Source organism: Arthrobacter sp. R4-81 (assembly GCF_054792365.1).
This window is the reverse complement of sequence record NZ_CP096445.1, coordinates 1,466,211-1,480,810: the sequence shown is the minus strand read 5'-3', so window position 1 is coordinate 1,480,810 and position 14,600 is coordinate 1,466,211. Positions and strand designations below refer to the sequence as shown.

General features: G+C 61.5%; 10 protein-coding genes. 2 read left to right on the top strand and 8 right to left on the bottom strand.

Features of this window, described 5'->3' with window-relative positions; all coding sequences use genetic code 11:
- Positions 1–94: 94 nt before the first annotated feature.
- Entirely contained in the window at positions 95–1,231 is a 1,137-nt protein-coding gene (locus M1E05_RS06990; protein ID WP_458111544.1) for a GuaB3 family IMP dehydrogenase-related protein, read from the bottom strand.
- A gap of 222 nt (positions 1,232–1,453) precedes the next feature.
- Here M1E05_RS06990 and M1E05_RS06985 point away from each other — a divergent pair, with 222 nt between their 5' ends.
- Positions 1,454–3,364 carry a S8 family peptidase gene (locus M1E05_RS06985; protein ID WP_461164837.1) on the top strand — a complete coding sequence of 637 codons (1,911 nt, stop codon included), beginning with the start codon at positions 1,454–1,456 and terminating at the stop codon, positions 3,362–3,364.
- A gap of 82 nt (positions 3,365–3,446) precedes the next feature.
- Here the strand turns inward: M1E05_RS06985 and M1E05_RS06980 are convergent, their stop codons facing one another.
- The 4 genes from M1E05_RS06980 to M1E05_RS06965 all read right to left on the bottom strand — a co-directional run bounded on the left by M1E05_RS06980 (position 3,447) and on the right by M1E05_RS06965 (position 11,391).
- Positions 3,447–5,306: an ABC transporter ATP-binding protein gene (locus M1E05_RS06980; protein WP_461164836.1), complete on the bottom strand. Its 1,860-nt coding sequence runs from the start codon at positions 5,304–5,306 to the stop codon at positions 3,447–3,449.
- Between the two features lie 258 nt (positions 5,307–5,564).
- Entirely contained in the window at positions 5,565–7,076 is a 1,512-nt protein-coding gene (guaB, locus tag M1E05_RS06975) for an IMP dehydrogenase (RefSeq protein WP_458111547.1), read from the bottom strand.
- A 203-nt stretch (positions 7,077–7,279) separates the two neighbouring features.
- Entirely contained in the window at positions 7,280–9,349 is a 2,070-nt protein-coding gene (locus M1E05_RS06970) for an acyltransferase family protein (protein WP_461164835.1), read from the bottom strand.
- The gene (locus tag M1E05_RS06965) at positions 9,349–11,391 is read right to left on the bottom strand and encodes an acyltransferase family protein (RefSeq protein ID WP_461164834.1); all 2,043 of its coding nucleotides are present in this window, start codon (positions 11,389–11,391) and stop codon (positions 9,349–9,351) included. The genes M1E05_RS06970 and M1E05_RS06965 overlap by 1 nt, the downstream gene beginning before the upstream one ends.
- A gap of 226 nt (positions 11,392–11,617) precedes the next feature.
- Between M1E05_RS06965 and M1E05_RS06960 the strand changes: the two genes are divergently transcribed.
- Positions 11,618–11,908 carry a hypothetical protein gene (locus tag M1E05_RS06960; protein ID WP_461164833.1) on the top strand — a complete coding sequence of 97 codons (291 nt, stop codon included), beginning with the start codon at positions 11,618–11,620 and terminating at the stop codon, positions 11,906–11,908.
- Positions 11,909–11,992: 84 nt separating this feature from the next.
- On the opposite strand, the gene groL is transcribed toward M1E05_RS06960, so the two are convergent.
- The 3 genes from groL to M1E05_RS06945 all read right to left on the bottom strand — a co-directional run bounded on the left by groL (position 11,993) and on the right by M1E05_RS06945 (position 14,589).
- Entirely contained in the window at positions 11,993–13,603 is a 1,611-nt protein-coding gene (gene groL, locus M1E05_RS06955; RefSeq protein WP_458111551.1) for a chaperonin GroEL, read from the bottom strand.
- A 75-nt stretch (positions 13,604–13,678) separates the two neighbouring features.
- Positions 13,679–13,975: a co-chaperone GroES gene (groES, locus tag M1E05_RS06950; RefSeq protein WP_050054380.1), complete on the bottom strand. Its 297-nt coding sequence runs from the start codon at positions 13,973–13,975 to the stop codon at positions 13,679–13,681.
- A gap of 230 nt (positions 13,976–14,205) precedes the next feature.
- Entirely contained in the window at positions 14,206–14,589 is a 384-nt protein-coding gene (locus M1E05_RS06945; protein WP_458111552.1) for a hypothetical protein, read from the bottom strand.
- Between the last annotated feature and the right edge of the window lie 11 nt (positions 14,590–14,600).

Genomic DNA, 14,600 nt, shown 5'->3' with positions numbered 1-14,600 from the left:
AAAGCTCGTAGTTCACCAGACTACTTGTATGTTTCGTGGATGGGCAGGGTTGCCGCCGAACAGGCCCGGCGCTCCGGACGACTCTCTGGGAGGTTCAGTTACCGGCGTAGGGCGAGACGACGACGTCGACCCGCTGGAATTCCTTCAGGTCCGAGTAACCAGTGGTGGCCATGGAGCGGCGGAGCGCCCCAATGAGGTTGGACGTTCCGTTGGTGTGGTGTCCCGGCCCGAAGAGTACTTCCTCAAGCGGGCCCACAGTGCCTACGTTTGCGCGGTCGCCGCGCGGAAGTTCAAGGTGGTGGGCTTCCTGGCCCCAGTGCCAGCCCTTGCCCGGAGCTTCCTCTGCACGAGCCAACGCGCTGCCCAGCATGACGGCGTCGGCGCCCATGGCAATTGCCTTGATGATGGCACCTGAGCTGCCCATCCCGCCGTCGGCAATCACGTGGACGTACCGTCCGCCGGATTCGTCCATGTAGTCCCGGCGGGCAGCAGCGACGTCGGAAATAGCGGAAGCCATGGGCGAGTGGATCCCCAGGGCCCGTCGGGTGGTGCTGGTGGCTCCGCCGCCGAAGCCAACGAGGACACCGGCTGCTCCGGTGCGCATGAGGTGCAGGGCCGGTGTGTAGCCGGCGGCGCCGCCCACAATCACCGGAACGTCCAGTTCGTAGATGAACTGCTTGAGATTCAGGGGCGCATGGTCCTTCGAGACGTGCTCGGCAGAGACGGTGGTCCCGCGGATCACAAAGATGTCGACGCCGGCGGCCAGCACTGTCTTGTAGTGTTCCTGCGTGCGCTGCGGCGTCAGTGAGCCCGCGACCGTTACTCCCGCGGCCCGGATTTCCGCCAGGCGCGAGGTGATCAGATCGGGCTGGATGGGCGCGCGGTACAGCTCCTGCATCCGTCCGGTCACCGCCGGGCTGTTGGTCTTGTCTTCCAGGGCGCCAATTTCGTCCAGAACGGACTGTGGATCCTCGTACCGGGTCCAGAGACCCTCAAGGTCCAGCACGCCAAGTCCGCCCAGCCGGCCCAACGCGATAGCCGTGGCCGGAGACATCGCGGAGTCCATCGGAGCGGCGATAACCGGCATGTCGAATTTGTACGCATCGATCTGCCACGAGACTGACACATCCTTGGGATCCCGGGTACGCCGGTTGGGGATGATCGCTATGTCATCCAGGGAATAGGCACGACGCCCACGCTTGCCTCGGCCGATCTCAATCTCGTAAGTCACGTCACCACTTTACTTGACGGCCAAGGTACTCCCGTGAGGTGTGACGTTGCGTACGTTAAATGAGAGTTATATTCCAATTGACGGATGCTGTCAATGCATTTACAACATGCGAAATTCTGTTTACATTTGCACTCGGCTGCCAAGCACCATCCCGCTTGCGCCATCATCACTCCACCCAGATTCGGGACGAAGTGCTGTGCCCGATCCGAGAAAGCAGAACCCATGGAAAGTGCAAAATGCAGGACACCCCGTGTCCTGGCCCTGTCGTTAGCGGCCGTCGTCGCCCTGATGGCATTGGCAGGAGCCCCGGCAACCGGTGATCCCGGTAACGGAGGCGGAGGAGATTCGACCGGAGACGCGTTCGTGCAGAACGTCTCCCCCGGGGAGGGGTATTCGGAGTTCATCGTCGAATACAAGGACGGGCCTTCCGGGGCAACGCCTGGAGCCCGCGCGAATGCCTGGGGCAAGGCCGCGCGAGCGCAGGGAGTCTCGGTCCACGAAGTACGTTCACTCGCTACAGGGGCAACCCTGATCGCAGCCGACAAGGCGCTTTCCGGCCAGGCCGCCAAGGATTTCATGACTGAGCTGGCGGCGTCCGGGGCAGTCACCTACGTGGAACCAAATGCCCGGATGTCTGCCTCCCTTACACCCAATGATCCGCGCTACAGCGAACAGTGGGACTTCACAGCCACGAACGGTATGCGCATCCCTGGTGCCTGGGACATCTCCACCGGCACAGGCGTGAACGTTGCCGTCATTGATACCGGCATCACGTCCCATCCGGACCTGAACGCCAACATCCTGCCGGGCTACGACTTCGTCTCCGATTCCACGGCGGCCCGGGATGGCAACGGCAGGGATGCCAATCCGCAGGACCAAGGCGATTGGTATGCGGCCGGCGAATGCGGCCAGGCTCGGGCAGCCAATTCCTCCTGGCACGGCACGCACGTTGCCGGGACCGTGGCGGCGGTTACGGCTAACGCTACCGGGGTGGCTGGCGTCGCCCCCGACGCAAAGATCGTCCCGGTCCGGGTGCTGGCCAAGTGTGGAGGCTCCCTCTCGGACATCGCTGAAGCAATTGTTTGGGCAGCTGGAGGAACGGTGAGCGGTGTACCCGCCAACGCCAATCCGGCCAAGGTGATCAATATGAGCCTGGGTGGTTCCGGCGCATGCGGAACCACCTATCAAAATGCCATCAACGCTGCCGTCAACCGCGGAACAGCAGTAGTGGTGGCAGCAGGCAATGAAACCCAGAACGCCGCTAACTCCCGGCCGGCAAACTGCAGCAACGTCATCACGGTTGCAGCCAGCAATCCGAGCGGCTCGTTGTCCTACTACTCCAATTACGGTTCTGCCGTGGATCTGACAGCACCCGGCGGGGATGTAAGGGTGGCCGGCGGCGGGATACTTTCGACGATCAACACAGGCACAACCACTCCCGGTGCGGCCGGATATGCCGGCTACCAAGGCACATCGATGGCTGCTCCCCATATCGCCGGGCTGGCGGCCCTGATGAAGGCCAAGCAAGGCGCCCTCACTCCTGCCCAGGTGGAGTCCACCTTGAAGCAGGGCACACGGCCCATGCCAGGGGGTTGCACGCTCGGCTGCGGGACAGGACTCTCAGATGCTGCCAAGACGATGGGGTTGCTCGCCGGGACCGGCACGCCGCCTCCCTCCGGCAACCTGCTGCTGAACCCCGGATTTGAAACCGGGGCAGTGTCCTGGTCCTCCGACCACACGGATACTTTCGAAAGCGGCGCCGGAGCGCACACCGGGACCGGATATGCGGGCCTGAACGGGTGGGGCCAGTCCAGCTCCTACAGCCTTGACCAGCCCGTTGCCATCCCTGCCGGCGCACCCAGCGTTTCTCTGTCGTTCCACCTCAACGTGCAGACAGATGAGGGCACAGGGAGCACGGCTTATGACACCCTCAAAGTCCAGGTGATCAGCGATGGAACCACCACCACGCTGGGCACCTATTCCAACCTGAACAAGTCAGCCGGGTATGTCATCAAACAGCTTGATGTCACGGCCTTCAAAGGCAAGAACGTAACCATCCGTTTCCTGGGCGTCGAGGATTCGTCCTTGAAGACCACGTTCTTCCTCGATGACACGGCGCTGACCACCGCCTAGCAGCTGCACGCGAAAGCGGAGCCGTCGGAGTCGAGGCACCTTCGGCGGCTCCGCTTTGCCTGCCGATGCTGGGTCTGTACAGCTAGATGTCCTCGGGCTGGTCAACGGTGAGCTGGGATTCGAACATCCGGAAGTAGCGGCCACGGAGGGCCACGAGTTCACGGTGCGAGCCCTGTTCCACTATTTCTCCGTCCTCCAGCATGTACACAACATCAGCCTTTTCGATGGTGGCCAGTCGGTGGCTGATGGCAATGATCGTGCTGCTGCGCTCGGCGAACAGGCGGGAGAATATTCTGTGCTCCGCCAGGGCATCGATTGCCGATGTTGGCTCATCCATCACCATGAACGAGGCGTTGCGGTAGAAGTTCCGGGCCATCGCCAACCGCTGCCATTGGCCGCCGGAGAGCCCGCTCCCCTTCCGTCCGCGCGGATCCTCCATCCAGTTGCTGACGTGATTGTCCAGGCCGTTAGGGAGCTTGTTGATGAACTCCAACGCTTCAGCATCCGCTGCTGCCTTGCGGATCCGGTTCTCGTCGCGGGACGAGTGGACATCCCCGAAGTAGATGTTCTCTGCCGCCGTCGCGAATTCATACTTCAGGAAGTCCTGGCTCAATACGGCCAGGTGCCGGTGCCAGGAGGTGACGTCGACGGCGGCGAGGTCGAAGCCGTCGAGCATTACCTGCCCGGAATCCGGCTGGTAGAGCCCGGCAAGGATGCGGATCAGAGTGGACTTTCCGGCTCCGTTCTCGCCGACAACGGCGATGTGCTGACCCTCCTGGATGGTCATGGAGATTCCGCGGATGACTTCGATTTCGCTCCCGGTATACGTGAAGCGGATGTCGCGAAGCTCCACTTTCTGTGGTGCCTGGAGCAGCGGCGGGGCATGTTCGGAATGGACGGGCAGCGCCATGAACTGCTCGTAGTCCTTGAGGTTGGCCAGGTCCTCATCGATTGAGCTCAGCGATGAGACGAGGTTGTTGGCAGTGGACAAAGCCCGGCTGACAATCTGCTGGACGTAAAGGAATTGCCCCACCGGCTGGGCCCGGGCGATGATCTGGCCCACCACCCAGATGAGCGAAACCACCTCCGCACCGTACTGGAGGGCGTCCGCCGCAAGCTGCTTGGGAATATACCGCTTTTGGAAATCCAGGCGGCGGCGTTCATCCGCATCCCTCAGCCTGGACCGCAGCTCCATCAGGTACCGCACAATTCCATAGAGGCGCATCTCGGCAATGTGCTGGGGGCGCAGCAGGTTGTTTTCAATCATGCGGCGCTGCCGGCGGGAATCAACCTGCGTATTCCAGTGCGCAATCTGCTCCCGAGAGAGCTTGAACTGCAGGTACACACTCGGAACGATCGCCACCAGTACGATCACAGCTATCCACCAGCTGACCAACAGCAGCGCTCCGATTGCAAGGATGACGGAAACCAGCTGGGTGAAGATCGCGGCGATCCTGTCCAAAACCCGGGCGTAGGAGTCCGAAAACCGCTTGGCACGGTCATAGAGGTCAACGGTCTCTTTGTCGTCATAGCGCCAGAATTCGAGGGCCAGGAACCGCTCATACATGAGGTCACCGACGATGGCGCCGACCTTGAAACTCATGAGCTGCTGGATGTACCGGTCCACGCTGCTGAAGGCACCCCAAAACAAACCCAAGGCTGCCGTGATGACGACATAAACGATTGCCTGCCGCCCCGCCGTAGTGTCACCGGCATAGGCGGCAGCCAAAGCTGTTGTGGTGAGCGCCGCGAAGTACGTTGTCACCAGGGGAAGCAGCGCCGAGATCAGCGAACCGGCCACCTTCATAACGACCGCGACCGGCGAGGCCTGAAAACTCACCCGGAGAACCTGCGCCACTGCCTGGGCGTAGGGCCTCACAGCCAGCCTCCGCTGAGGTTCCCTTTTGGGACTCAATTCGGCCGGATGGCGTGGTTCAGACATGTCCCCAGCCTAGTCCCGGCTGGGCCCACGGCGTCCGGGTTCCCTGGCCGCAGCGGAGCAAGGTCAGGGAGGCGCCGGCTGGGCCCACGGCGTCCGGGTTCCCTGGCCGCAGCGGAGCAAGGTCAGGGAGGCGCCGGCTGGGCCCACGGCGTCCGGGTTCCCTGGCCGCAGCGGAGCAAGGTCAGGGAGGCGCCGGCTGGGCCCACGGCGTCCGGGTTCCCTGGCCGCAGCGGAGCAAGGTCAGGGAGGCGCCGGGGATTAGCGGGAGCCGTAGTTTGGTGCCTCTACCGTCATCTGGATGTCATGCGGGTGGGATTCCTTCAGCCCTGCGGGAGTGATGCGTACAAACTTTCCGCGAGCCTTGAGTTCGGCAATGGTCGGAGCTCCCGTGTAGAACATGGTCTGACGCAGGCCGCCAACCAGCTGGTATGCGACGGAGGCCAGCGGACCACGGTAGGCGACGCGTCCTTCGATACCTTCAGGGATAAGCTTGTCGTCACCCGAAACGTCTGCCTGGAAGTAACGGTCCTTGGAGTAGGACGTGTTCTTGCCACGGGATTGCATCGCACCGAGTGAGCCCATGCCGCGGTAGCTCTTGAACTGCTTGCCGTTCACAAAGATCAACTCACCTGGGGACTCGTCACATCCAGCCAGGAGTGAGCCCAGCATGACGGTGTCCGCCCCGGCGACCAGGGCCTTGCCGATATCGCCGGAATACTGGAGTCCGCCGTCGGCAATCAAAGGAACGCCTGCGGGGATGGCTGCCTTGGCAGACTCGTAGATTGCAGTGATCTGCGGAACGCCCACACCTGCCACAACCCTCGTGGTACAGATGGAGCCCGGCCCCACGCCGACCTTGATGCCGTCGGCGCCGGCGTCGATCAGTGCCTGTGCGCCCTCGCGGGTCGCGGCCTGGCCTCCGATAATGTCCACATGGGCGGTAACAGGATCCGACTTCAGCCGGCGGATCATGTCCAGCACACCCTGGGAGTGGCCGTTGGCGGTGTCAACAAAAAGTGCGTCCACACCTGCATCGACAAGGGCCATGGCACGTTCCCAGCCGTCACCGAAGAAGCCGATGGCTGCCCCGACACGGAGGCGGCCTTCGTCGTCCTTCGTGGCTAGCGGGTACTGCTCAGCCTTCGTGAAGTCCTTCGTGGTGATCAGGCCCTTGAGGCGGCCTTGCTCGTCTACCAGCGGGAGCTTCTCGATCTTGTTGGTAGCCAGCTTGTGGGAGGCCTCTTCGCGGCTGATCCCGACGTGCCCGGTGACCAGCGGCATTTTTGTCATCACGTCGCTGACCAGGCGAAGCGGGAAATCGGACTCCGGGACAAAGCGGGTGTCCCTGTTGGTCACGATGCCCAGCAGCCTGCCGCCGTCGTCCACCACAGGAAGCCCTGAAACGCGGTACTGGGCGCAGAGTTCATCCAGTTCCGACAGCGTGGCCTCGGGGCCGATGGTGAGCGGGTTGGTGATCATTCCCGACTCGCTGCGCTTGACCCGGTCCACCTGGTCAGCCTGGTCCGCGATGGCCAGGTTCCGGTGGATGACGCCGAGGCCGCCTTGCCGGGCCATGGCAATAGCCATACGGGACTCAGTGACCGTGTCCATGGCAGCAGAGAGCAGCGGGGTGTGAACCGAGATGCGCTTGGAGATCCGGGAGGACGTATCGGCGTCGGAAGGGATGACGTCAGTGTGCCCGGGCAGGAGCAGGACGTCGTCGTAGGTCAGGCCGATGAAGCCGAAGGGGTTGTGTTCGGGCTGGGTCATGAGTGCGCCTCTTACCTTGGTCACGGGGTCGGTTAGGGGTTGCAACCGATGACCAGCCCGTCATTACGGGACTGGCCTGTGCAGAGATTGCTGCAGGAGGTCCATGCAGAAGTGTTGAATAAATACTAGAACCTCCGAGGCGATCCCCATATTCCGTGAGCCCAATGTGAGCAACGGCACCGTCCGCATCAGGCAGGCTTGGTCTATTTCCAGCCGGTTGCCGAGAGGAGCCGCTGCTCAAACATGGGAATCATGCTTTGGACGTAGGTTTTGGTGAGGTGGTTGTCGTCCTTGTAGACATACACATTTCCCACCACAGCAGGGCAGATTCCATCAGCACAGATGAAGTCGCTCATGTCCATGAGGTAGAGCCGGTCCACTGTTCCCTTGTAGTCGTCCAAAGGCGATGAGGCCGCCAGGGATTCGGCGAGGGGCGGATTGCACTCCGGTGCCGACCCACCCTTCTTCTGGACGCATTCGGGCATGTTGATGGTGAACCTTGGATTGTCCCGGATTCCCACTACTTCGATGCCGGCGTCAGTGAACGGCCTGATTCCGTCGACGTAGCCGGGGACCTCGGTTTCGAAGGGCGCCTCCTTGTGCGTCAGCGACGCCACCGTGAAGACGGCATCGGGGCGGTGCTTCATCACGTACTCGGAGCTGGCCTTGTTGAAGGCATTGCACTCCGTGACGCGGTCCGGAGTCTCCGCGCCGAACCTGCAGTTCCCCAGCAACAGCGTGACCACTTCCCAGCCGCGCTGCTCTGCGATCGGGCCAAGGGCGGCCATGTACTGCTGCGCATGGGAATCCCCAAGAACGACGATGCGCTTCGTAACAACGTCCGGTTTTGAAAGCTCACTGCAAGACGAAAGGAGTGGGTCGTCCGGGACATTGGTGCCGGTGCACGGCCCTTCCAGGCTCGCCCATTCATCCTTCATGGCCACAGGCGCAGGAATGACGGTGGCCTCCGGAGTCGGCTTTCCCGCGTTCCCCGGCGTCAGGGCCATGGCACCGGGCGTCAGATCCCTGGGCTGAGCGGCGGCAGCGGCCTCTTCCGCCGTGAGCCGGGTCTGCCAGAGGGACACCGGCCCGGCGAGAAGGGCTCCGCAGGCCATCACGACGACGGCGGTCCGCCAGGTTTTGCGTTCGGGCCAGTGCCACAGCCGCAATGGTGTCTCAACAAAACGCGTGGTGAGCACTGCAAGCACCAGCGATACCGCCAGAATCGCGAGGCCTTGGGCAAGACTCGGTGTTGAGATGCCCAATTGGGCCAGGACAAACACCAGCACTGGCCAGTGCCAAAGATAGAGCGCGTACGAGTTGTTGCCCAGCGTGACCAAAGGCTTCCAGCTCAGCAGGCGGTCGACCCCCACACGGCTGCCGCTCTGGCCTGCCACGATGATGGCAGCAGCGGAGAGCGTGGGCCACAAGGCGGCAAAGCCGGGGAAGGATCTCTCCACTGTAAGCAGCAGGCCACAGGAAATCATGGCGATAAACCCCGTCCAGCCGAGGATTGTCCTAAGGAGCTTTCCGGGTTTTATGAACGGAAGGGCCAGGGCAAGCAGGGAGCCCAGTGCGAACTCCCACAGGCGCGTCCGGGCGTCGAAGTAGGCGTAGGCCTGGTTGGTGGCGGTCTGCTGTATGGAGAAGGCGAGAGAGACGGCGAAAATGACTCCGAACGCTACCGCCAGCAGCAGACGGTAGGAGATCCCCGTACGACGAAGAATAGTGCGGTGCAGGATTGCCGCACCGGCAAATATCAGTGGCCAGAGGATAAAAACCTGGCCTTGGATGGATAGCGACCAGAAGTGCTGAAGCGGACTCGCGGCGGCGTGGTCCTGCGCGTAGTAGTCAATGGCGGTGTCGGCCAGCAGCCAGTTCTGCCGGTACAGCAGCGACGCCCAGGCCTGATCAAGCACGTCAGGCCAGCGCCCGGGCGGAAGAATTGCCCATGTGCCGATCAGTACGGCCAGAATGACGACGACGACGGCTGGCAGCAACCGTTTGAAAAGGTGCAGCCAGTAACTGACCAGCCGTAAGGGCTTCTTTGCCTCCGCCTTACGGGCAAAGGAAAGGGTCAGCAGGAATGCGGATATGAGAAGGAAAACATCAACGCCTCCAGACACCCGGCCCAGCCACACGTGATAAGTGACCACCATCAGCACGGCCAGTGCACGAAGTCCCTGCACTTCGGGAAGGAAGTGCTCGCTGCCGCGAGCAGGCCTGGCTGCTCCGACTTCGTTCTTGATGGTGTTCGTTGAGACCGCCACCATCAGATGTCCCAGCCGGTCAGTGCGCCGAAACGCTCCTCGAAAGCGGGGACCAGGGTCTTCATGTAGGTTGCCGTGGGATGGTTATCGTCAAGATAAACGACGATGTTTCCGATGACCGCCGGGCAGAATCCGTTGGGACAGAAATAGTCGGATAGATCAAGGTTGAGGATCTGACCGTACTGGCTTGCGGGAGACTCCCCGCTGTACGCCTCGGATTTCGGAATCCCGCAGGCCTGTTCGTCCTGGGCATTCTTAGTGATGCACTCCGGGACCGAAGCCGGGAACCGTGGTGTATCACGTACACCCATGACAGGAATTCCAGCGGCACCAAGGGGTTCCAGCATCTTCGCCCAGCTCGGGTCCAGATATTCAGTGCGATCGTCACCGCGCCCCAGCCTGGTGCTGGTAGTGAAGACGAGGTCCGGTTTCATCTTGACGATTTCGTCAGAGGCGGCCTTGTTGAAGGCCGCGCAGTCTGCGGGGACTGTGGTGTCGGTACCGTCAGTGATGGGGCACATCGACTTAAGGAAGGCCACCACTGCCCAGTTGTGCTTTTTTGCCATTTCCATGACGGGAGTCCCCCACACTCCGGCGTGGGAGCTTCCCCAGATGACAATGGACTTTTGCGGCGACTCGGTCACACCGTTGCTGCATTTGATCCCCTGGGGATCGTGAAACTTTTCACATCCGCCCGGATAGTCTGCCCAGTCACTTCCGACGGTGGCAAGATCCGGCAGCTGGACGGCGTCGGCTGCAGCCCTGTCCACGTAGCCGGGCTCAAGGCTTTTGGCTCCAGGATTGTTGTAGACCGCTTGGGCAAGTGCGGCATCCGCCTCCATCTGGAGAGCAATCCGCGCACCGCCCAGAGGGGCGGCCGCAACCACCAGAGACAGCGTCACCGCCACCAGGGAACGGCGCTTGTTGACTTCCGGCCATTTCCATTCCCGCCAGGGCTTCTCGAGGAAGCGGGTGGTCAGGTACGCGAGAATCAGTGAGGCGCCGATGATGACGGTCCCCGAAAGCCAACCGGCATGCTCCTTGCCGCTCCAGGCCAGCCCGATGACAAGCAGTGGCCAATGCCAGAGATACAGGGCGTAGGAGTTATCGCCCAGCTTGACCAGCAGTTTCGAACTGAGAATCCTGTCGACGCCCAGGACGCTCCCGGTTTGGCCGGCCGCAATGACACAGGCCGCAGCGAGCGTTGGCCAAAGTGCTGCCACACCGGGAAAGGCAGCCTGCACATTGAGCAGGATGCCACAGGCCAGCATGGCAAGAATACCCAGCCAGCCCAGCACGATGCGGACCTTCCGGGGAAGGCGCAGTCCCGGGAGTATGAGGGCCACAATCGTCCCCAATGCGAACTCCCACAGCCGGGCCCCTGTGTCAAAGTACGCCTGCGCCTGGTTGGTGGCGGTGAAGTGGATGGAATAAGCCAGTGAAACCACAAAAATGGCGCCGAAGACATAAACAAGAAGAGGGCGGTAGTGCAGCCGGTATCTCTTGGCCGCCCAGGCCGCGAAGACAAAGATCAGCGGCCAAAGAATAAAGACCTGCCCTTGGATGGACAGTGACCAGAAATGCTGAAGGGGGCTGGCGATGCTGTGGTCTGTTGCGTAGTAGTCCACAGCCTGGCTCTGAAGCAGCCAGTTCTCCGTGTAGGACAACGACGCCCAGCCCTGGTGGATGATATCCAGCCACCGCGTGCGGGGAAGGAGCAGAAATGTGGCCACCAGAGTCACAACAATGACTGTCACAGCAGCCGGGAGAAGCCTGCGGAAAAGGTGCAGCCAGTGCTTCAGTAGGCTCACGGGAACCCGTTGTTCGTACCGTGCCACGAACTGCAGCGTCATCAGGAAGGCTGAGATGAGCAAGAAGACATCAACACCGCCCGAAACCCGGCCGAACCACACGTGGTAGCTGACCACCATGAGCACTGCCAACGACCGCAGGCCCTGTATTTCCGGGCGGAAATTAGATTTTCGACGCACGTCCGGAACACCGTTTTGATGGCGTGGCGGCATCACGGTTCTCGCAACAGACACAGAAAAACCCTTCAGAGCGCCTAATCAAAACATCTATGTTACCGATTCGTGACCTTTAGTACCAATCGGCAGTATGGGCCGCCTTGCCCCGGGAGCCATTAGTTCACATTTTTCTGGGAAAAGACAAAACATTTCTTGAGGAATACGGTCATGAAATTCCTCGAATCAGCTATAGAAAGTAGGCTTAGTATCCGCGAAGGAAGTGATATTCAGAAAGGATCAGCTGATGAGCGAACACCAGGACGATGGGCAGGGATTGGTTGTACCGGACCCGTCGGCGGTGCGTGAGGACATCCCGGGCGACTCCGGAGACGAAGCCAATGTGATCCGGTTCAGCGAGGAGCAGGCGCTGATCGAGGAACAGGCAGGCGGCGTCCAGCCGGAGCGTTACGACGTTCCATCCGATGAGCCCGGCATGGATGAGGCCCGCGGAGATCTGGACCTCCCCGACGAAACCGGTTCCAGCACTGCCGATGACAGCAGTGACGATCCGATGCACGGCGGCGCAATGGAGTAGCAGGGCAGCGGAGTAGCGGAGAACAGCAAAAAGCTCCGGCCAGGAGTTCCTGGCCGGAGCTTTTTGTGCGAACTGCGGGTTCAGCTAGTGCTTGTGGCCTGCGTGTTCTTCTTCTTCTGCAGGCTTCTCGACAACAAGGGTCTCGGTGGTGAGGACCAGTGCCGCGATGGATGCTGCGTTACGGAGTGCTGCGCGGGTCACCTTGACGGGGTCAATGACACCGGCAGCGATAAGGTCTTCGTACTGCCCGGACTTGGCGTTGAACCCGTGGTGGAGTTCTGCCTCAGCCACCTTGGCGACCACAACGTAGCCGTCGAAGCCGGCGTTCTGAGCGATCCAACGCAGCGGCTGGACCAGGGCACGGCGCACGATGCCAACAGCAGCGGCTGCGTCGCCCTCGAGTGCCTGGACGGCCGGGTCCTCATCCAACGCCTTCAGGGCGTGGATCAGAGCGGAACCGCCACCGGCAACAATGCCTTCTTCAAGAGCAGCGCGCGTGGAGGAGACAGCATCCTCGATGCGGTGCTTCTTTTCCTTCAGCTCAACCTCGGTGGCTGCACCGACCTTGATAACTCCGATGCCGCCGGCCAGCTTGGCGAGGCGCTCCTGCAGCTTTTCCTTGTCCCAGTCGGAGTCGGTGCGGGTAAGCTCGGCGCGCAGCTGGGAAACCCGTGCCGCGACATCCTCAGCCGTTCCGGCGCCATCGACAATGGTGGTGTTGTCCTTGGTAACCGTGATGCGGCGGGCCGTACCCAGAACCTCGAGGCCAACAGTGTCCAGGCTCAGGCCAAGCTCCGGGGAGACTACCTGGGCACCGGTCAGGGTGGCGATGTCCTGAAGCATTGCCTTGCGGCGGTCGCCGAAGCCAGGAGCCTTGACGGCAACCACGTTCAGGGTGCCGCGGATGCGGTTGACGATCAGGGTGGACAATGCCTCGCCGTCGACGTCTTCAGCGATGATGAAGAGCGGCTTGGAGCTCTGCAGTGCCTTCTCCAGCAGCGGCAGGAAATCCTGTACCGAGGAGATCTTGCCCTGGTTGATCAGGATCAGTGCGTCTTCGAGGACAGCTTCCTGGCGTTCCGCGTCAGTGACGAAGTACGGGGAGAGGTAGCCCTTGTCGAACTGCATGCCCTCGGTGAGGACCAGCTCCGTCTGGGTGGTGGAAGATTCTTCAATGGTGATCACACCATCCTTGCCAACCTTGCCGAATGCTTCAGCCAGGAGTTCGCCAACCTCGTCGCTCTGGGCCGAGATGGCTGCAACGTTGGCCACCTGGGTTCCCTCGACAGGCCGGGCGTTCTCGAGCAGACGGGCGGCGACGGCCTCAACCGAGACCTCGATGCCGCGCTTGATCTGGCCGGGAGCAGCGCCGGCAGCAACGTTGCGCAGGCCCTCCTTGACCAGGGCCTGGGCCAGGACGGTCGCAGTGGTGGTGCCGTCGCCGGCGACATCGTTCGTCTTGGTGGCGACTTCCTTGGCCAGCTGGGCACCAAGGTTTTCGTAGGGGTCATCCAATTCGACTTCGCGGGCGATGGTCACGCCGTCGTTGGTGATGGTGGGGGCTCCCCACTTCTTGTCCAAAACAACGTTGCGGCCACGCGGGCCCAGCGTCACCTTGACGGTATTGGCGAGCTTGTCGATGCCGGCTTCGAGCGACCGGCGGGCAGCGTCATTAAACGCAAGCTGCTTTGCCATGGTTGTGTCCTTTCAAAGACAGAAACCCCGCGCTGCTGACCGTCAGACAAGTCAGCTGCGCGGGGTCCAAGAGAGTTACTTAACGACGATCGCCAGAACGTCGCGAGCGGACAGCACGAGGTACTCGGTGCCGCTGTGCTTGACTTCGGTTCCGCCGTACTTCGAGTAGATTACGACGTCGCCTTCAGCGACATCGAGGGGAACGCGGTTGCCGTTGTCGTCAAAGCGGCCGGGGCCTACTGCAACAACTTCGCCTTCCTGCGGCTTCTCCTGTGCGGAGTCCGGGATGACCAGGCCGGAAGCCGTGGTCTGCTCGGCTTCGAGCGGGCGGACAACAATACGATCCTCAAGAGGCTTAATAGAGACCGACACTCGGACCTCTCCTTTTCGTCAGCAAATTCATGGACAGTAAAACTGTGCCTTTGGCTGGCAAACCGTCGTCGCGGGTGCCGGCAGCAGCCGGGCTGGCAGTTCTTCATGTGTTAGCACCCTCCTAGGGAGAGTGCTAATGAAGACTCTATGTAACCGTTAGCACTCGGTCAAGGCGAGTGCTAAGAATTTCGTCGGAAGTGAACACTCTTGGCCGCCTTTTACCCGGTGGGCTAGGAGTCCGCCAGATCGTCGAATCCGAGGTTCTCACCGTTATCTTCCCTGTTCTGCGGCGAGTTCCGGCTACGGAACAAGACTATGGCTGCTGCAACCGCCGTTGCAGCAGAGGCGATCAGGACAACAACACCGCCAACCCGGACAGCTGAGTAGAGCTCCCGGATGTCCCTGGCTTCATCGCTGGGATCATTGATGTTCTTGCCGCCCACCGAGTAGACGGTGGCGTTGAAAGTATCGAGAGCGAAAATGACGGCGAGCAGTGCGAGGCTGATGATGACGATGGCGGCTGCCGCTATGAGGGCCGGCCGGGCGTACTTGACGATGCCGTCAGCGGGAATCTGGTCATTTGCGGCTGCCTGCGGTTCTTCATGCTCTTCCATGTCTTCAACCC

Bases quoted from the DNA above. Each gene is read 5' to 3' on its own strand.
- M1E05_RS06980 (WP_461164836.1), bottom strand. From the start codon at position 5,306: ATGTCTGAACCACGCCATCCGGCCGAATTGAGTCCCAAAAGGGAACCT.
- groL (WP_458111551.1), bottom strand. From the start codon at position 13,603: ATGGCAAAGCAGCTTGCGTTTAATGACGCTGCCCGCCGGTCGCTCGAA.
- M1E05_RS06985 (WP_461164837.1), top strand. From the start codon at position 1,454: ATGGAAAGTGCAAAATGCAGGACACCCCGTGTCCTGGCCCTGTCGTTA.
- M1E05_RS06960 (WP_461164833.1), top strand. From the start codon at position 11,618: ATGAGCGAACACCAGGACGATGGGCAGGGATTGGTTGTACCGGACCCG.
- M1E05_RS06945 (WP_458111552.1), bottom strand. From the start codon at position 14,589: ATGGAAGAGCATGAAGAACCGCAGGCAGCCGCAAATGACCAGATTCCC.
- guaB (WP_458111547.1), bottom strand. From the start codon at position 7,076: ATGACCCAGCCCGAACACAACCCCTTCGGCTTCATCGGCCTGACCTAC.
- M1E05_RS06970 (WP_461164835.1), bottom strand. From the start codon at position 9,349: ATGGTGGCGGTCTCAACGAACACCATCAAGAACGAAGTCGGAGCAGCC.